Source organism: Nonomuraea sp. NPDC049625 (genome assembly GCF_040675285.1).
GTDB classification, from domain to species: domain Bacteria; phylum Actinomycetota; class Actinomycetes; order Streptosporangiales; family Streptosporangiaceae; genus Nonomuraea; species Nonomuraea angiospora_A.
Window position 1 is genome coordinate 83,377 of sequence record NZ_JBFAOQ010000008.1, and the last position, 17,579, is coordinate 100,955.

Consider the following 17,579-nt stretch of genomic DNA (forward strand, 5'->3'; position numbering starts at 1 on the left):
AAAACCTCAGAAGCACCATTCTTTCCCGATTCTTCCACTCATGTCTGCACATGCCAGCTAGGCTCCCGAACCGTGGAGTTCGACGGCGTCGTCTACAGCAAGACCCACCTCCACCGGCTGGCGAGCGCGGCGGACGGCATGGCCGGTGACGTGTCCGGTGCCCGCACCCGGTTCGAGGCGGCGTCGAGCGCGGCACACACCGCCGTCGGCGACGACGACTACGGCCGCGCGTACTGGCAGGCGCGCGGGCAACGGATGGAGAGCATCGGCAGAGGGCTCGACCTGCTCGCGAGCGCGCTCAGGGAGCAGGAGAACCGGCTGCACCTCGCGTCGAAGACGTACAAGGCCGGCGAGGACGCCAGCACCCTGCGCACCTGAGTCGGCCGGACTGCCTACGTGTCAGTGCGTACCGGGTCGAGGTCCTTGACGATGGCGCCCGCCTTCATGACGATCTCGATGTGCCCCGGGTCGGCCAGCGCGTGGATGTCCCGCAACGGGTCGGCGTCGGTGACCACGAGGTCGGCGAGCTTGCCCGCCTCCAGCGTGCCCACCTCGCCGGAGATGCCGAGCAGTTCGGCGGCGGTCCGGGTCCCGGCGACGATGGCGGCCATCGGGGACATGCCGAGCTCGACGAGATGCCCGAGCTCGCGCAGGTTCTGCCCGTGCGGGCAGACGCCGGCGTCCGTGCCCAGCGCGATCCTGGCTCCGCGCGCGATCGCGTGGCCGATGTTCCTCTTGGTGATCTCGGACCACTTCACCTTCTTGGCGTAGTGGTACGGCTGCATCGTCTCCTTGTTGATCGCGAACACGGTCGACAGCGTCGGGACGAGGAAGGCGCCGCGCTCCTCCAGGAGGTCGAGTCCCTCGTCGTCGATGCCGTACCCGTGCTCGACGCTGGTCACCCCGCCCCGGAGGGCGGTCAGGATCCCCTTGCGTCCCTGCGCGTGCGCGGCGATGGGCTTGCCGCCGTGCCGGTCGAGCTCGTCGGCGATGGCCCGCACCTCCTCCAGGCGCAGGCCCTCGTCGTCGGGGTGGTCGTGCCTGCTCCCCATGCCGCCGGTCGTGCAGATCTTGATGAGGTCGGCTCCCTGGCGCAACACCCGGCGCGTCGCCTTGCGGACCTCGTCGACGGTGTCGGCGATCTCGATCAGCTCGGGCACGGTGGGCGCGATCGTCCCGCCGTACAGGTGCATGTCCCCGTGCCCGGCGGTGTGGCTGATCGGGCTCACCGCGAGCTTCAGCCGCGGGCCCGGGATCAGCCCGCGCTCGATCGCCTCGCGGAAGCCCGAGGACAGCCCGCCGAGGTCGCGCGCGCTGGTGACGCCGGCCTCGAGGGTCGCCCGGAGCCGCGCGGCGGACTCGAGGACGGTCAGGGCGGGGTCGTTCTGGAGGGCGTGGAAGGGGCCGTTCCCCAGGGAGAAGCCCATATGCATGTGGCAGTCGACGAATCCGGGCAGGAGCGTCCTGCCGCGCAGATCGCGTACGTCGGCGCCGTGGACCTCCGGGGCCTCGGCCGCCGGGCCGGCGAACGCGATGGCGCCGTCCGGGGTCACGTCGAGGACGCCGTCCTCGACGGGCGGCGCGCCGGTGCCGTTGATGATCCTGACGTTGTGGAGGCGGAGCTTTCGATGGGTGGTCAAGCGGAGTCCTTCTGACGGGGTTCGATGTCGAAGCCTGGGGCGCCCGGTACGGAGTCGAGCAGGGTGCGGGTGTACTCGTGCCGCGGACTCCGGTAGAGGTCCGCGGCCGGGGCGTGCTCGACGACGTCGCCGTGGTAGAGCACCACGACCTCGTCGCTCACGTGCCGGACGACGGCGAGGTTGTGCGAGATGAAGAGCATGGTCAGGTTGAGTTCGCGGCGCAGCTTGGCGAGCAGGTGGAGGATCTCCGCCTGGACCGAGACGTCGAGCGCGGAGGTGATCTCGTCGGCGATCACCACCTCGGGCCCGATCATCAGACCTCGTGCGATCGCGATCCGCTGCCGTTGCCCGCCGGAGCACTCGTGGGGGTAGCGGTCGATGGTGTCGGCCGGCATCCTGACGGCCTCGAGCCACTGGACGATCTCGTCCCGGTGCCGCCGCACGTCCGCCCGGCGCGGGTCCACGGCCTCGGCGAGCGCCTCGCCGATCGTGCGCCTGGGGTCGAGCGACGAGTACGGGTCCTGCGGGATCATCTGGACCTTGCGCCGCAGCGCCCGGCGGCCGGCGCCCCGCGCGGAGGAGATGGGGACGCCGCCGATCCTGACGCTCCCCGCGGTCGGCCGGACGAGCCCGACCAGCGCCTTGGCCAGCGTCGACTTCCCCGATCCCGACTCGCCGACGATGCCGACCGTACGGCCCCGGGCGACGTCCAGGGTGATGCCGTGCAGGACGCGCGTCGCGTTCTTGCCCCACCCGTAGCCCACCTCGAGGTCGCGTACCTCGACGGCCGTCTCCTCATCCATGCGAGTGCTCCTTCGTGCGCGGCGGGGTCCACGACGCGTCGATGTCGGGGGTGGCCTCCAGCAGGGCCCTCGTGTACGGGTGGCGGGCGGTCTCCACGGTGAGCTCCCCGGCGGCGACCTCCTCGACGATCTCGCCGCGGTACATCACGAGGACGCGGTCGCACAGCGCGCGGACCACCCCGATGTCGTGCGAGATGAACATGATCGAGGCGCCGAACTCGCGGTTGACGCGCTTGAGCTCGCGCAGGATCTCCGCCTGGACGGTGACGTCCAGGGCCGTGGTCGGCTCGTCCGCGATGATCAGGCGCGGCTCGACGGCCAGCGCGGCGGCGATCATGGCCCGCTGCCGCATGCCTCCCGAGAGCTCGTGCGGATGCTGCTTCATGCGCTGCTCGGGCCTGGTCAGGTGGACCACCCGGAGCGCGTCGAGGATGTGCTGCGCGGCCTCTCGCCCGCCGAGGCGCTTGTGGGTACGCAGCACCTCCGTGAGCTGGGTGCCCATGCGCAGCGCGGGGTTGAACGTCGAGCCCGGGTCCTGGTAGATCAGGCTGACGGCCTCCGCCATGAGGGCCGGCGGGACGGGCCGGCGCAGGTCCAGGTCGCCGACCGCCATGCGGCTCGCCGTCGAGGTCAGGCCGTCCGGCAGCAGCCGCGCGAGCGACATCGCGGTGAGGGTCTTGCCCGATCCGCTCTCCCCCACGATGCCGACGATCTCGCCCCGCCCGATGCCGAAGGAGATGCCCTTGACCAGCGGCGTGTCGCCGGCGTGGATCCACAGGTCGCGGACGTCGGCGAGCTGGTCGCTCGTCGCCTCCCGCGCGGCCGGAGGTGTCTCGCGCCGGCCCGGCGCCGTGTGCCCCCGCGGGTTCGCCGCCGCCGCGAGGCCGTCGCCGATCAGGACCGCCCCCAGTCCGGTCAGGACGATGAGGCAGGCCGGGCCGACCATCTGGAAGGGCCGGTCGGCCAGGAGCGAGGGCAGGGCCTCGTTCAGGAGCTTGCCCCAGTCGTAGGAGGGCGACTGGACGCCGAGGCCCACGAACGACAGCGCGGAGATGGCCGTGAGCGTGGCCGCGAACGTCGAGGCCGTCAGCACGAGCAGCGGCTCGGCCATGTTCGGCAGCATGTGCCTGATCGCGATCCGGGCGCGGCTCACACCCAGGAGGCGCGCGGTCGACACGTACTCCTGCTGCGAGACCTTCGCGGCGAGGTTCGCGGTGAGGCGCGCGAAGTAGGGGATGCCGGACAGGCCGATGGCGATCACCGCCGAGGAGCCGCCCGCCCCGAGCACGGCCGCCACGACGAGCGCGAGCAGGAGCCCGGGGAAGGCCACCATCGCGTCGATGACGCGCAGGCAGACCTCCCTGACGCGGGGCCGCACGAGCCAGACGCCGGTGCCCAGGACGACGCCGAAGACGACCGACATGGCCGTCGCGCCCACGGTCATCAGCAGGGTGAGGCGGGTGGCGACCAGGCTGCGCAGCAGGACGTCGTGGCCGGCCGCGTCGGTGCCGAGCCAGTGCCCGGACGAGGGCGCGGCGAACCGCGGGCCCAGCACGGCCGCCCGCTCCGTGAACAGGATCGGGGCCGGCACGGCGATCAGCACGATGCCGCCCAGCAGGGCCAGGCCGAGCACGAGCCCGGGGTTGCGGCGGCGCGGCCGGTTACGCGGAGACATGCGACCCCCCGAGGGTCCGCTGGTCGATCAGCCCGAGCAGGACGTCGACGAGGAGGTTGACGAGTGCCGCGATCATGCCGATCACCAGCACCATGCCCTGGATGACCGGATAGTCGCGGTCGAGGATGGCCTTGATGATGCCGCTGCCCAGGCCGGGCAGCGCGAACACCGACTCGATGATGATCGCGCCGCCGATCATGCCGGTCAGGATCAGCCCGCTCAGGGTGAGCGTGGTGGTGAGCAGGTTCGGCAGCGCCCATCGGACGTGGCGCCGGAAGGCGGGCAGCCGCCAGCCGCGGGCCGTCCGCATGTAGTCGGTGTCGAGCACGACCGCCGTCTCGCGGCGGACGACCCGGGAGATGGTGCAGATCGGGCCGATCACGATCGCCGCGACCGGAAGCACGAACGACGCCGCCCCGAAGCGGGGCGCGTAGGCCGGCGGGAAGAGCGGCACCAGCCCGATGCCGAGGGCGAACATCACGACCAGGAACGACGCCATGATGTAGCCGGGGATCGAGTCGAGGAAACCGGTGACCACCCCGAAGGCGGCGTCCAGCCACCTGCGCCGGCCGCCGCGCGTGAGGACGCCTATGACCATGCCGAGCGGGACGGCGACCAGCAGGACGACGGCGATTCCTGTCACCGCGATGGTGGCGGTGAAGGGGAGACGGTTCATGATGATCGTCTCCACCGGCTGCCGGTACATGAACGACGTGCCGAGGTCCCCGGAGAAGACGCCGCCCGCGTAGACGAGGAACCGTTCCCAGATCGGCCGGTCGAGCCCCAGCTCGGTCCGGACGCGCTGGACGTCGGCGAGATCGGCGTTGGCCCCGGCGACGCCGACCGCCGGGTCACCGGGAATGAGCTGGACGATGAGGAACGACACGACCAGCAGCGCGACGAAGATCACGACAAGGCTGGTGAGCCGCCGCACGGCGAAACCGAGCCAGGCGGAGGAACCCCGCGACCGGGCACTCGGACCAGACGTGGAAAGACTCGGACCAGGCGTGGAAAGAGAGGTCATGTCGGCTACTTGAGGATGCGCAGGGTGGCGGGGTCGAGGTAGTCGTCGAAGGTCCGGATGGCGAATCCGCTGGAGACGACGGTGGTGGTGGGCAGGGTCGACAGCGGGATCGCGTCGACCCGCTGGAGGAACGACTTCTGCGCGGACTGGAGGGCGGCGCACTGTCCGCCGCTGTCGGTCACGCTCATGGCCTGGGTGACGAAGCCGTACCCCTTCTCGTTGACCGATCCCGTCTTGTTGCGGCCGCCCTTCTCGGTCACCGGGCCCATCACCCGGAGCAGGGAGGAGGTGAGAGTGCCCAGCTGGTTGTTGTCGCCCTGGACGTTGATGTCCCAGTCCGAGCCGCCGGCCGTGGTCACCGTGGCCCAGTTGGCGTTGTCGAGGGAGCTGACGGTGACGTTCGCGCCGGCGTTGCGCAGCGCCTCGCCGATGTAGTCGTTGCCGCCCTGCAGCAGGGTCGTGCCGACGATGCGGACGCGTACCCCGGCCAGGGTCTTGGCGGCGGCGCCGGAGTCCTGCGGGGTCAGCAGCGAGCGGTCGGTGTTCACGCAGGGGAGCTTGGCCGAGCCGACGGACAGGATCGTGCTGCCCCGCTTGCCGCTGATGATGTCGCTGAACGCCTGCGGATCGACGGCCTGGGCCACCGCGGCGCGCAGCTCGGGCCGGTCGGCGAAGGCCGTTCCCGGACGCTCGTTGAACAGCAGGTACGTCGTGGTGTTGGAGGCGCTCGACGTGGAGAACCGGGTGTTGCCGTCGAACCGGGCCACGTTCTCGTCGGAGACCACGCCGACGTCCAGGCTGCCGGCCAGCAGCTGGGTGGCGATGGTCGCGTAGTCGGTGATCGGCGTGAGGTTCAGCTGCTTGGCGGGCACGCCTTCCAGGGGCTTGGCGAACGCCGGCCAGCCCGCGTAGCCGTCGCGCAGCGTCAACTGGTAGGACACCGCCGCCTGGGACGAGGTCAGCGTGTACGGACCGGAGAACGCCCCGGCGGCCTTCCCGGCGGCGAGTCCCTTGAGGTCGCTCAGGCCCGCCGGGCACACGATCCCGGCCTGCGGCAGCGTCAGCCCGGTGAGGAAGTCGGACCACGGGACGGACAGGGCGGCCTTCACCGTGTTCGCCTTCTCGTCGGCGGTGAACGTCGCGGTGCCCGATCCCAGCGCCAGCGTGCGGCCCGAGGAGCCCGTCTCCTTGGCCGCGAACCGCGTCAGCGAGGCGGCCACCACCGACGGAGTGATCGGCTTGCCGTCCGAGCAGGTCAGACCGCCGCGGATGGTGAACGTGTAATGCGCGGCGTCCTCCGCCTGCCAGGCGGACGCGATGCCGCCGACGAGGGAGTTGCCCGAGTCCTTGCGCACCAGCGTGTCGAACAGCAGCCGGGCCATGCCGAAATCGTCGCCGCCCTTGGCCAGCGCCGGGTCGAAGGTCGCCGGATCGGTGTTCAGCGACATGTTGATGGTGTCGGTCGCCCCTTCGGCGACACCGCATCCGGCCAGGCCCGCCACGAGCGCCATCGCGAGAATGGAATTGCGAAACACTGATCCTCCAGCGCACTCGCGAGAATGAATGGCGCCGAGCCTAGGTGTCGCCTGCCGAATCCAGGTCTTCCGGGACGCAGAGCGCACGGAATTGAGCGATATCGCGGCCCGGGCGCACGATCCTTCCCGCGGGCTTCGCCGGAGGTTTCCCTCGCGTTACGGCTTCCTGCACGTGACCGTGTCTCTGTGAGCCGATCTTACGCGGCGGTCCGGCAGGCGATACATCCTCGTGGGCGGATGAGGCGTGTCCGTGCAGGATGAGGCGCATGGTCGACGGGCTGGACTTTCAGATCATCAACGCGCTCCAGATCCATCCCCGGGTCCCGTGGGTCCAACTCGGGAGGATCCTCCGGGTGGACCCTTCGACGATCTCGCGCCGCTGGTCGGCCCTCACCCAGCAGCGGCAGGTGTGGACGAGCTGCTTCGAGTGCGAGCCGCGCACCGGCCAGCAGGAGATCTCGGCCCTGGTCGAGATCCGATGCGCGCCCGGCCGGCGCGGCGACGTGATCGCCGAGCTCAGCCGGCAGGGACCCATCATCAGCGTGCACTGCACGTCGGGCGCCCGCGACCTCTATGTCATGATCTCGATGCGCACCCTGCTCTCCATGGACCGCTACATCGACGAGCACATCGCCGGCGTCCCCGGCATCGTCGGCACCCGTACCCACTACCTGCGCAGGATCTTCCTGGAAGGGTCGGGCTGGCGGCTCAACGCGCTCTCCGACGAGCAGGCCCGCGCGTTGCACCTGCTGCGGCCGTCCGAGCCGCCCGAGCACCGCAAGCCCGCCCACCTCGACGTCATCGCGGCGCTCAGCACGGACGTCCGCCGCACCGCCGCCGACATGCAGCGGGAGCTGGGCCGCTCGATCTCCGTCATCTCCCGGGACATCGACGCGCTGCTCGCGGCGAACTGGGTCCGATGGCGCGTGGACCTCGCGCACACCCTCCTGGGCTGGTCGGCGGCGGCGGTGCTGTGGCTCGACGTCAAACACCCCGATCTGGAACGCCTCATCTCCTCGCTGCGGCTGCTCTGCCACGTGCGGATGTGCGCCTCGGTGACCGGTGAGGCCAACCTCGCGGTCTTCCTGTGGCTGCGCAACCTGCAGGAGCTGGACGAGATCGAGGGCAGGCTGTCGTCGATGTTCCCGAAGCTGCTGGTCAAGGACAGATGGATCGTGCCGAGGATCGCCAAGCGCACGGGCTACATTCTCGATCTCGACAGCCGGCGCCTGCGTTACGTGCCCGTCGGCGGCCAGCCGGTGTTCGACGACCAGCTTCGTGCGGGCCCGGCTCGAAAATCCGATGTTTCATGCGGGATCAACGCCGATCGACGCCCATTCGCGGCGCCTTTCCTAGCCTGAGCGAAACGACCGCCCGGCCGTTGATCAGTGCGCAGAGAAAGAGGTCGTGTGGACATCGAGGAGCTCAGGGCATTCCGGCGAGAACTGCACCGCAATCCGGAACCGGCATTCGTGGAGATCGGGACGGCGGCCCGGATAGCGCGGGCCGTCGAAGACCTGCCGGTGACCGTCCTGACCGGCAAGGACGCCCACGACCTCTCCCCCGTCGTGAACTACCCGTCGCCGCGCACGCTCGCCGAATGGGCGGCCCGCGCCGTCGATTCCGGCATCCCGCCGGAGAAGGCCCGGTACTTCCAGGAGAACGGCACGGCGCTCGTCGTCGACCTGGACGGCGTCCGGCCGGGGCCGCGATGGGGTCTGCGCGCCGACATCGACGCGCTGCCGATCCGGGAGTCCGCCGATCCGGCCCATTTCCCGGCCGCGAACGGCTTCGCGGCGGCGAACGGCGCGATGCACGCCTGCGGCCACGACGCGAACGCCACCATCGGCGTGGGCCTGCTGCACCGCCTCGCCGACCGCGACTTCGCGGGCTCGCTGAGGGTGCTGTTCCAGCCCGCCGAGGAGGGGGTACGCGGAGCGCAGACGATGATCGACGCCGGGGTGGCCGACGACATCGACATCATGCTCGCCGTGCACATGGCGGGCGAGCTGGGCGTCGGCCACGTCGTGGGCAGCTTCACCGGCGGCATGGCCACCCGCAAGCTGAAGGTCGACTTCACGGGCCGGGCCTCCCATGCCGCCGGCTCGCCCGAGTCGGGGCGCAACGCGCTGCTCGCCGCCGCCATGGCCACACTGGCGATCATGGCGCTCCCCCGCTACGGGTCCGCGGACACCAGGCTCAACGTCGGCACGCTCGTCGCCGGTGACGGCGTGAACATCGTCCCGGCCTCGGCGGTGATGACCTGCGAGGCACGCGCCACCGATGACGAGGTCGTGGACGAGCTGGTCGACCGGATCCGGTCCATCGTGGACGGCGCCGCCCGCACGCAGGACGTCGAGGCGGCGCTGGTCGTGACGGGCCGCTCCGCCACCGTGGCACCCGACGACGACCTGGTCGACCGCATCGTGGACGTGGCCGGAGCGCACCCCGGCGTCGTGGAGGTGATCAGGACCCAGGCGTTCGCCGGCAGCGACGACGCCAACCTGCTCATCCGGCACGTCCAGCGGCGCGACGGCAAGGGCGCGTACCTGATGATCGGAGGCGGCAGCCCGGGCCCGCACCACAGCGCGGGCTTCGACGTGGCGGAGGAGTCGATCCCGCTCGGGATCGACCTCCTCGAATCGCTGATCCGCCAGGGCTGATCACCGGAAGGCGGGGACGGTGGGCGGCAGGCCCATGAGTACGGCGCCCGCGGCGTCGTACATCGCCGGGCTGAGGAAGGCGTGCTCCTGCGGCACCAGCGCGTCGCCCAGCAGGGCGGGCAGCGGGTGGTCCTGGTAGATCGCGGCGGTGCCGGACAGCGAGACGACCTTGTGGACCACCTCCGACGCGGTCCGGGCGAGGTGCGCGGCGGACAGCCGCAGGTGCGCGTTCTGCTCGTCGCTGACCAGGCTGCCGGCGACGAGCGTCTCCCAGGCCTCGTCGGCGGCCTCGTAGAAGTAGGCGCGGGCGGAGCGCAGCGTGGCCTCGGCCTCGGCGATGCCGGCGCGGTAGTAGGCGCGGTCGGCGAGCCTGGGTGCGCCGGTGATGCTGCCCCGGCCGCTGCCGACCCCCTCGGCGAAGTCGAGGGCGGCCCTGGCGACGCCGGCGGAGACCACGGAGAGCGACTGGGCGACGTACGTGATCGCGGGGTAGCGATAGAGCGGCTCGTCGACCACCGGCTCCCCGCCGCGGATGAAGGTCCACTCCCGGTCGACCTCGACGTCCTCGGCGATCAGGTCGAAGGAGCCGGTGCCGCGCATGCCGACGACGTCCCAGTCCCGCACGATCTCCAGGCGTTCCGGACGTACCAGCGCTCCGCGCGGCTTGCCCGAGGTCAGGTCGTCGCCGGGGATGCCGACGCAGATGATGTCGGCGGCCATGCAGCCGCTGGCGAACTTCCACCGGCCGTTGACGAGGAAGCCGCGCTCCGTCGGGGTGGCCTGCTGGATCGGGAACAGCGCCCCGGCGAAGACGACGTCGGGGCCGCCGGCGTACAGCTTGGCCTGGGTCTCCAGCGGCAGCGAGCCCAGGTAGACCAGCTGGGAGCCGAAGCTCGCGACCCAGCCGGTGGAGCCGTCGACGGCCGAGATCCGCTCGATCTTCTTCAGGAACTCGGCGGGCGCCATCGTCTCGCCGCCGAACCGCTCCGGCGTCGCGCAACGGTACAGGCCGAGCCGCTTGAGCCGCTCGACGAAGTCTCCGGGGACGTAGCGCTGCTCGCGGAACTCCTGGCGACGCTCGGCCAGCTCGGCCAGCATCGCGTCGAACGCGGCGGGATCGTCCTGCGCCATCCTTGCTCCTCATGGGTCTGACGGTGTGCTCCGAGGTTAGGAAGAACGCTTGCGCCCGTCAGTCGTCATTTCCTCACCTTGACGTAGGGGATATCTTCATCCCCGGCCCCCACACCGGGTGACCTACCCTGTGTCGGTGCGAGTAGATCCGCGGGCTCCCGAGCTCGTCGCCGCGGACTTCGTCGCGATGATGAACGCCTCCCGGATGTGCGTCCTCATCCACGACGCGGCGACCAAGAACATCCTGTGGGCCAACCCGGCCGCCTGCGAGCTGCTGGAGTTCGGCCTGAGCGAGATCCGGCCGCTCAAGGCCGATCACATGAGCAGCTCGGCGCAGCAGTACGACCGGGTGATCGGCCGGGCCTGGCTGCAGGACGCCGTCGAGAAGGGCGCCAGCCGGATCGAGTGGCACTACCGCTCCAGGTCCGGCCGGGTGATCCCGACGGACGCGCTCGCGGTGCGGGTCGAGCTCGCGCAGGGGCCGGCGGTGATGGTGCAGTTCCGCGACATCGAGCGGGAGCAGCGGGTGGAGCGCGAGCTGCGGCTCACCACGTCGTACGTGGACGCGCTGGCCCACTACACCTCCACCCTCGCCCTGATGCTGGACGAGACCGGCACGATCAGGTTCGCGACCGACACCGCGCTCACCGCGATCGGCGCTCCGGTGGACGGGCCGATGCGGCCCTTGACGGCGTTCGCCCGGCTGCGGCTCGACGGCCGCGACGCGAGCTGGGCCGACGTCCTCGCCCGCGCCACTCCGGTCACCCCCGTCCAGCTGGAGGCGGGCCGCGTGTGGCTGGAGGGCTCGCTGGAGCGGCTGCGGGAGGAGGACGCCACCGCGCTGCTGATGATCCTGCACGACGTCTCCGACCGGGTCCAGGACCAGGTCCGCCGGGCCAGGGAGCTGCACCGGGAGAACTACCTGGCCCGCTACAACGCGATGGGCGACATGGCGATGGCGATCGCCCACGAGCTCGGGCAGCCGCTGGCCGCCGCCGCCAACTTCCTGGCCGGCGTGCACACCCGGGCCGCCCGGCTGCCGGAGGCCGGCGGGCTGGCCCAGGGCGTCGCCAGCGCGGTCAGCCAGATCGAACGCGCCGCGGCGATCGTGAGCTCGGTGCGTGCCTTCGTCGGCCATCTGGAGCAGGTGGAGCAGGTGGCCGACCTCAACGACGTCGTCGAGGAGTGCCTCTACTTCGTGCGGCTGCGGGCGGCGCCGCTCGGGGTCGAGGTCCGGGTCCGGCTCGCCCCCGAGCCGGTCCTGGTGCGCTGCGAACGGGTGCTGACCGGCCAGGTGGTGCTCAACCTCTGCTTCAACGCCGTCGACGAGATGGGGCAGTCGCCTGCGGCTCCGAAGCGGATCGACGTGGCCACCGCCCCCGACGGCACCTTCACCGTCGACGACCGGGGCCGGGGGCTGCCGCGCGACCCGTTCGCGGAGTCGTTCACATCCAAGGAGCACGGCAGCGGGATCGGCCTGGCGCTCAGCCACCGGATCATCACCCGCCAGCACGGCACGATCCGGGCCGAGAAAAGGGCGGAGGGCGGGTCGCGGTTCGGGTTCACGCTACCGCTCGCCGAGCCCGAGCAGCCTGCCGGCGCGTAGGGGAAATCCTCAGTCGGCGCGGATAAAGTCTCGATTTCGATGCCGGCGGTCGCGGCCTAGCTTCGGAGGCAGCCGATCACTTTCAGGAGGCAGCCGTGACCGAGGCGCAGCGCCGTTTCCGTGCCGCGATGGCGAACCTGTCCGCCGCCGTCAACGTCGTCACCACCGATGGCCGTCACGGCCGGGCCGGGGTGACCGTGAGCGCGGCGTGCTCGGTCACCGACTCCCCGCCGACCATGCTGATCTGCGTCAACCGCTCCAGCAGCTCGCACGACATCGTCATGGCCAACGGGCGCGTCTGCGTCAACGTGCTCGGCACCGACCAGGAGGAGCTGGCGATGCACTTCGCCGGTGCGACGAACGTGCCGACCTCCGAACGGTTCGGCGCGGGCTCCTGGGACTTCGGCACCTACGGCGTGCCGGTGCTGCGCGACGCGCTGGCCTCGGTCGTCGGGCGGATCGTCACCAGGCGCCGGCAGGGCTCGCACACGGTGGCCTTCGTCGAGATCGACGCGGTCACCTCACGCCTGGACAGCGGCGCCCTGGTCTACTTCCAGCGGCGCTTCCACAGCCTCACCGCCTGACGCCGCCGGGCTCGTCAGAGCTCGATCCGGCACTGGAGGACGTCGCGGACCAGCGCGCCCAGGCTGTCCGCGCCGGTCTTGGCCTTGATCCGGGCCCGGTGCACGTCGACGGTCTTGACGCTGGTGCCGAGCCGGCGGGCGATGAGCTGGCTGGGCAGGCCGTCCACGACCAGCCTGAGCACCTCGCGCTCCCGCGTGGTGAGCGACTCGACCCGCTCGCCGACGGCCCGCCGGTCGGCGTGCTCGCGGAAGCGTCGCTCGGCCTCCCGCAGCTGTTCCTGGACGACGTCGAGCATCTGCTGCGGCTTGTACGGCTTCTCCAGGAAGTTGACCGCGCCCTGCCGAAGGGCCCGTACCGACATCGCGATGTCACCATGGGCGGAGCAGAAGATGATCGGGGCGGGATAGCCGAGCCCGAGCAGCCGCTCCTGCAGCTCGAACCCGCTCAGGCCGGGCATCCGCACGTCCACGATCAGCACGGCGGGCTCGGCGGCGTCGTACTCGGCCAGGAACGTCGCGGCGTCGGGATAGGTGAGCGCCTGGACCCCGACGCTCTCGAAGAGGAAGACGAGCGAGCGCCTCAGGTCGTGGTCGTCGTCGACGATGTGCACCACCGGGCCGGCCACGGCCGATTCGGTACCGCTCATCCCCGTACTATGCGCAGCCCGCCGGATCGGGGCAATCCCCCCGGTTCGGCCAGCGGACTGGCGAGCTTGGTGAGCGGGCCGGGCCGGACATTGACTTCCATCGGTCCCCTACGCAACCAGAAGGACGGAAAACACGTGCACCACCGCATCGGCATCCTCGGCACCGGCAACATCTTCGGCCGCTACGTCACCGGCATGGCCCGCTACCCGGAGCTGGAGATCGTCCGCGTCGGCGACATCGACGTCGACAGGGCCAAGCGGGCCGCGGAAGAGCACGGCATCCCCGCCTGGGGGGACGGCGACGAGCTCTACGCCGACGACTCGATCGACATCCTGGTGAACCTGACCCCGCCGGCCCACCACGCGAGCACCGTCATCCGGGCCCTGGAGTCCGGCAAGCACGTCTATGTCGAGAAGCCGCTCGCCGCGACCGTCGCCGAAGCGCGGGAGGTGCTGGCGGCGGCCGGGACGAGCGGCCGCGTGCTGGGCTCCGCGCCGGACACGTTCCTGGGCAGCGCCTCCCAGACCGCGCGCAAGGCGCTCGACGACGGGCTGATCGGGGAGCCCATCGGCGTGTCGGCGTTCATCCGGCACAGCAAGGCCGAGACCTGGCATCCGGACCCGCGGTTCCTCTTCCAGCGCGGGGGCGGGCCCGTCCTGGACATGGGGCCGTACTATCTGGCCATACTGGTGAACCTGCTCGGCCCGGTCAGGTCCGTGGCGGGGGCCGCTCGCGTCGGGGCGCCGGTGCGCGCGGTGACCGCGCCGGACCGCGTCGTGGACCGGATCGACGTCGAGGTGGCGACCCATGCCTCCGCCGTCCTCGTCTTCGATTCCGGGGTCATCGGCACCACGCTGATGAGCTTCGACGTCTGGGACAGCGACCTGCCCGCCATCGAGGTCTACGGCACCGAAGGGACCCTCACCTTGCCCAACCCCAACCACTTCGACGGCGACGTACGGGTGCGGCGGCACGGGGACGCGGACTGGTCGGTCCTGCCGCCCGTCGTCGGCCTGTTCGGCGCGGTCGGCACCAAGGAGCAGGCCCGCCGCGGGCTCGGCGTCCGGGATCTGGCCGACGCGATCGAGGGCGGCCCCCACCGCGCGAACGCCACGTTCGCCTTCCACGTGCTCGAGGCCCTTTCCGCGATCGACGGGCCCGGCCAGGTCGTCCGCCTGGAGAGCACGTGCGAGCGCCCGGCCCCCCGCTTCGCGGAGTGACCCCGGGGCAGGCCGCGACGCTGGGCGCGGTGGTCGACACGATCGTCCCCGCCGACGATCATCCGAGCGGCACCGAGGCGGGGGTCCTGGACTATCTCGCCGGGCAGTTCGGCCGTGACCTGGCCGGTCTGCGCGCCTACTACGAGGCGGGGCTCGACGCCGTCGAGGCAGAGGCGCGCGAGCGGCACGGCGCCGGCTTCCCCGAGCTCCCGCCCGGGCGGCGCGAGGAGCTGCTGCGGGCGCTGGAGGCGGGCGACACCCGCGTGCCGTGGCCGTTCGACGCGGCGGCGTTCGTGGAGACGGTGGTCGGGCACGTCATGGAGGGCTTCTACGGCGACCCGGGCAACGGCGGCAATCGCGACGCCGCCTCCTGGCGGATGATCGGATTCGAGGTACGGGACTGATGCGGGCCGTGACCGGATGCGAGGTACGGGGCTGATGCGGGTGGACGCGGTCGTGATCGGGTCGGGCGCCGGGGGCGGGGTCGCCGCCGCGGTCCTGGCCGAGGCGGGCAAGCGCGTGCTCGTGCTGGAACGCGGCCGCGACCTCACCTTCGAGGAGATCGGCCGCGACCATCTGCGCAACCACCGCCTCACCCGCTATCCGCACCGCTCCGGGCCCGACTACGAGGACGGCCCGCGCGTCGTCGTCGACGCCACCGGCGGCGAGCACGTGGTACGCCCGCACGAGCCGGGCTTCCACGGCAACGCCACGCTGGTCGGCGGCGGCACCCGGCTCTACGGGGCGCAGGCGTGGCGGTTCCTGCCCGCCGACTTCACCATGGCGAGCACGTACGGCGTGCCCGCGGGCAGCAGCCTCGCCGACTGGCCCATCGGCTACGACGACCTGGAGCCCTACTACGAGCGCGCCGAGTGGGAGATCGGCGTCTGCGGCGACCACGCGGCCGGCAGCCGCCACTGGAGGCGCGCCAAGCCGTACCCGATGTCCCCGCTCCCGGAGGGCCTGCAGGCCGCCGCCCTGCGCAGGGGCGCGGCCGCCCTCGGCTGGGACGTCCTGCCGGTGCCGCTGCTGATCAACTCGGAGCCGTACGGCGGACGGGCCGCCTGCACCCGCTGCCAGCACTGCGTCGGCTTCGCCTGCCCGGCGGACGCCAAGAACGGCTCCCACAACACCGTGCTGAGCCGCGCGCTCGCCACCGGCCGTGCCCGGCTGCTGCCGGAGGCCGTCGCCGAACGCGTCGAATGCGACCCCTCGGGCCGCGTCACCGGCGTGCGCTGGGTGGATCGCTCGGGGGCCCGCCACGTCGTCGAGGCCGAGGTCGTGATCTGCGCGGCCGGCGCGATCGAGACGGCCCGGCTGCTGCAGAACTCCCCGACCCGGCGCGAGCCGCACGGGCTGGGCAACAACCACGACCAGGTGGGACGGCACCTGCAGGGCCACGCCTACGCGTGGGCGCTGGGCGAGATGGACGAGCCCGTGCACGACGGGCTGGGCCCCGGCGTCTCGCTCGCGACGCTCGACTTCGTCCACCACAACGACGGCCTGGTCGGCGGGGCGATGCTGGCGGACGAGTTCACCGTGCTGCCCCTGGCCTTCTGGGCCCGGAACCTGCCGCCGGACCTGCCCCGCTGGGGCGCGCGCAACAAGCAGTACATGCGTGACAACTACCGCCGCGTCATGCGGGTGGGCGGGCCGGTCCAGGAGATCCCCGGCCCGGAGGCGAGGACGCGGCCCGACCCCCGCGTGCGCGACCGGTGGGGCATCCCGGTCGCCCGCCTGTCCGGCACGACCCATCCGGAGACCCTGCGTACCGGGGACTTCATCGCCGAGCGCGCCCGTGAATGGCTGCTCGCCTCGGGCGCGCGCCGGGCGTGGGCGGCACGGGCGCCCCTGGGCCTGCACGCCGGGCAGCACCAGTCGGGGACGTGCCGGATGGGCGACGACGAGCGGACGTCGGTCGTGGACCGGTGGGGCAGGATCCACGGGCACGACAACCTCTATGTCGCCGACGCCTCCGTGCACGTCACCAACGGCGGGGTCAACCCCGTACTGACGATCATGGCGCTGGCGTTCCGGACGGCCGAGCGGCTGTGCGCGGAGTGGTGACGCCTGCTCAGGATGATCGCGTGGTGACGTCGAGCACCACCTTGCCGGTGGCGTGGCCGTCCTCCACGAGCGCGAGCGCGTCGGCCGCCGCGGCGAACGGGAACACCCGGCCCACGCGCGGATCCAGCTTGCCCGCGACCACCAGCCCGGCCAGGGCCGACAGCGTCTCCGGGCCGCCGACGCGCGAGAGCGGGCGGGCGCCGAAGCGGGCGGCGGTCTCCTCGCCGGCCACGGTGAGCACGCGCGTCCCGGCGGTGAGGACCTCCGCGACTCCCTGGAGGGCGTCGCCGCCGACCAGGTCGAGAACGGTGCCGGCGCCTTCGGGAAGGAGCTCCCGCAACCGGCCCGCGACGTCCTCGCGATCGTAGGCGACCGCCGTGGCGCCGAGTGATTCGACGAACGCGCTCTTCGCCCCGCTCGCCGTGCCCACGACGCGTACCCCGTCCATGACCGCGAGCTGGGCCGCGACCGTGCCGACTCCCCCGCCGGCGCCCAGGATCAGCAGCGTCCGACCGGGGGCCGGGGCGAGGGCGGCGAGCCCCTCGTAGGCGGTCCCCGCCGCGATCGGCAGCGCCGCCGCGTCGGTGAAGCTCAGCCCGTCCGGCATGCGCGCGGCCCGGTCCACCGGCAGCACCGCCAGCTCGGCGTACCCGCCGCTCCCGCCGGCCGTGCTGCCGAAGACCGCGTCCCCGACGGCCAGGCGGGTGACTCCGGGGCCGGTCCGCACCACGGTCCCGGCCACCTCGCGCCCGAGGATCGCGGGCAGGCTCAGCGGCAGGAAGGCCCGATGTATGCCGGCGCGGACCTTCCAGTCCACCGGGTTGACGCCGGCCGCGCGCACCTCGACGAGCACCTCGCCCGGTTGCGGCTCGGGCGCGGGAACGTCGAGGTAGCGCTGGACATCCGGACCGCCGTAGTCGATGAACCCGTAAGCGAGAGGCATGGTCAGGGACGCTACCGACCGGGTGCGGACCGGGGTGAAG

Annotated in this window: 16 protein-coding genes; 8 read left to right on the forward strand and 8 right to left on the reverse strand. The window is 71.9% G+C overall.

Features of this window, described 5'->3' with window-relative positions; genetic code table 11:
* Positions 1-72: 72 nt before the first annotated feature.
* Positions 73-378 (forward strand): hypothetical protein, encoded by a 306-nt coding sequence (locus AB0J87_RS32350; protein WP_363971198.1) that lies wholly within the window; start codon positions 73-75, stop codon positions 376-378.
* Positions 379-392: 14 nt separating this feature from the next.
* Here the strand turns inward: AB0J87_RS32350 and AB0J87_RS32355 are convergent, their stop codons facing one another.
* From AB0J87_RS32355 to AB0J87_RS32375, 5 genes are all read right to left on the reverse strand, one after another.
* Positions 393-1,640: an amidohydrolase family protein gene (locus tag AB0J87_RS32355; protein ID WP_363971200.1), complete on the reverse strand. Its 1,248-nt coding sequence runs from the start codon at positions 1,638-1,640 to the stop codon at positions 393-395.
* The gene (locus tag AB0J87_RS32360) at positions 1,637-2,443 is read right to left on the reverse strand and encodes an ABC transporter ATP-binding protein (protein WP_363971202.1); all 807 of its coding nucleotides are present in this window, start codon (positions 2,441-2,443) and stop codon (positions 1,637-1,639) included. The genes AB0J87_RS32355 and AB0J87_RS32360 overlap by 4 nt, the downstream gene beginning before the upstream one ends.
* Positions 2,436-4,118: a dipeptide/oligopeptide/nickel ABC transporter permease/ATP-binding protein gene (locus AB0J87_RS32365; protein ID WP_363971203.1), complete on the reverse strand. Its 1,683-nt coding sequence runs from the start codon at positions 4,116-4,118 to the stop codon at positions 2,436-2,438. The genes AB0J87_RS32360 and AB0J87_RS32365 overlap by 8 nt, the downstream gene beginning before the upstream one ends.
* On the reverse strand, positions 4,105-5,052 hold the full coding sequence (locus AB0J87_RS32370; RefSeq protein ID WP_363971205.1) for an ABC transporter permease: 948 nt from the start codon (positions 5,050-5,052) through the stop codon (positions 4,105-4,107). The genes AB0J87_RS32365 and AB0J87_RS32370 overlap by 14 nt, the downstream gene beginning before the upstream one ends.
* Before the next feature lie 95 nt (positions 5,053-5,147).
* Entirely contained in the window at positions 5,148-6,653 is a 1,506-nt protein-coding gene (locus AB0J87_RS32375) for an ABC transporter substrate-binding protein (RefSeq protein WP_363971207.1), read from the reverse strand.
* Positions 6,654-6,943: 290 nt separating this feature from the next.
* Here AB0J87_RS32375 and AB0J87_RS32380 point away from each other — a divergent pair, with 290 nt between their 5' ends.
* Together AB0J87_RS32380 and AB0J87_RS32385 are read left to right on the forward strand one after the other, a co-directional pair.
* Positions 6,944-8,038 carry an Lrp/AsnC family transcriptional regulator gene (locus AB0J87_RS32380; RefSeq protein ID WP_363971209.1) on the forward strand — a complete coding sequence of 365 codons (1,095 nt, stop codon included), beginning with the start codon at positions 6,944-6,946 and terminating at the stop codon, positions 8,036-8,038.
* 48 nt (positions 8,039-8,086) lie between these two features.
* On the forward strand, positions 8,087-9,340 hold the full coding sequence (locus AB0J87_RS32385; RefSeq protein ID WP_363971212.1) for an amidohydrolase: 1,254 nt from the start codon (positions 8,087-8,089) through the stop codon (positions 9,338-9,340).
* Here the strand turns inward: AB0J87_RS32385 and AB0J87_RS32390 are convergent, their stop codons facing one another.
* A complete protein-coding gene (locus AB0J87_RS32390; protein WP_363971214.1) occupies positions 9,341-10,471 on the reverse strand; it encodes an acyl-CoA dehydrogenase family protein in 1,131 nt (376 codons plus the stop codon). It abuts the gene before it with no gap.
* Positions 10,472-10,607: 136 nt separating this feature from the next.
* Here AB0J87_RS32390 and AB0J87_RS32395 point away from each other — a divergent pair, with 136 nt between their 5' ends.
* Positions 10,608-12,077, forward strand: a complete 1,470-nt coding sequence (locus AB0J87_RS32395) for an ATP-binding protein (protein ID WP_363971216.1) — start codon at positions 10,608-10,610, stop codon at positions 12,075-12,077.
* Positions 12,078-12,172: 95 nt separating this feature from the next.
* Positions 12,173-12,661, forward strand: a complete 489-nt coding sequence (locus tag AB0J87_RS32400) for a flavin reductase (protein ID WP_350727492.1) — start codon at positions 12,173-12,175, stop codon at positions 12,659-12,661.
* Positions 12,662-12,675: 14 nt separating this feature from the next.
* Here the strand turns inward: AB0J87_RS32400 and AB0J87_RS32405 are convergent, their stop codons facing one another.
* Positions 12,676-13,308 carry a response regulator gene (locus tag AB0J87_RS32405; protein WP_363971218.1) on the reverse strand — a complete coding sequence of 211 codons (633 nt, stop codon included), beginning with the start codon at positions 13,306-13,308 and terminating at the stop codon, positions 12,676-12,678.
* 135 nt (positions 13,309-13,443) lie between these two features.
* On the opposite strand from AB0J87_RS32405, the gene AB0J87_RS32410 reads away from it, so the two are divergent.
* From AB0J87_RS32410 to AB0J87_RS32420, 3 genes are read left to right on the forward strand one after another with little or no spacing between them, the layout of a single operon-like run.
* Positions 13,444-14,529, forward strand: coding sequence for a Gfo/Idh/MocA family oxidoreductase (locus AB0J87_RS32410; protein ID WP_363971220.1), 1,086 nt, complete (start codon positions 13,444-13,446; stop codon positions 14,527-14,529).
* Positions 14,526-14,933 carry a gluconate 2-dehydrogenase subunit 3 family protein gene (locus AB0J87_RS32415; RefSeq protein ID WP_363971222.1) on the forward strand — a complete coding sequence of 136 codons (408 nt, stop codon included), beginning with the start codon at positions 14,526-14,528 and terminating at the stop codon, positions 14,931-14,933. The genes AB0J87_RS32410 and AB0J87_RS32415 overlap by 4 nt, the downstream gene beginning before the upstream one ends.
* Before the next feature lie 34 nt (positions 14,934-14,967).
* Positions 14,968-16,596, forward strand: a complete 1,629-nt coding sequence (locus AB0J87_RS32420) for a GMC family oxidoreductase (RefSeq protein ID WP_363971224.1) — start codon at positions 14,968-14,970, stop codon at positions 16,594-16,596.
* A gap of 7 nt (positions 16,597-16,603) precedes the next feature.
* Here AB0J87_RS32420 and AB0J87_RS32425 read toward each other — a convergent pair whose 3' ends face one another.
* Entirely contained in the window at positions 16,604-17,539 is a 936-nt protein-coding gene (locus AB0J87_RS32425; protein ID WP_363971226.1) for an NADP-dependent oxidoreductase, read from the reverse strand.
* Positions 17,540-17,579 lie beyond the last annotated feature (40 nt).

Excerpts from the sequence above, each read along its gene's own strand:
- AB0J87_RS32365 (WP_363971203.1), bottom strand. The coding sequence starts at position 4,118 with ATGTCTCCGCGTAACCGGCCGCGCCGCCGCAACCCCGGGCTCGTGCTC.
- AB0J87_RS32405 (WP_363971218.1), bottom strand. The coding sequence starts at position 13,308 with ATGAGCGGTACCGAATCGGCCGTGGCCGGCCCGGTGGTGCACATCGTC.
- AB0J87_RS32425 (WP_363971226.1), bottom strand. The coding sequence starts at position 17,539 with ATGCCTCTCGCTTACGGGTTCATCGACTACGGCGGTCCGGATGTCCAG.
- AB0J87_RS32375 (WP_363971207.1), bottom strand. The coding sequence starts at position 6,653 with ATGGCGCTCGTGGCGGGCCTGGCCGGATGCGGTGTCGCCGAAGGGGCG.
- AB0J87_RS32420 (WP_363971224.1), top strand. The coding sequence starts at position 14,968 with ATGCGGGTGGACGCGGTCGTGATCGGGTCGGGCGCCGGGGGCGGGGTC.
- AB0J87_RS32380 (WP_363971209.1), top strand. The coding sequence starts at position 6,944 with ATGGTCGACGGGCTGGACTTTCAGATCATCAACGCGCTCCAGATCCAT.
- AB0J87_RS32390 (WP_363971214.1), bottom strand. The coding sequence starts at position 10,471 with ATGGCGCAGGACGATCCCGCCGCGTTCGACGCGATGCTGGCCGAGCTG.
- AB0J87_RS32360 (WP_363971202.1), bottom strand. The coding sequence starts at position 2,443 with ATGGATGAGGAGACGGCCGTCGAGGTACGCGACCTCGAGGTGGGCTAC.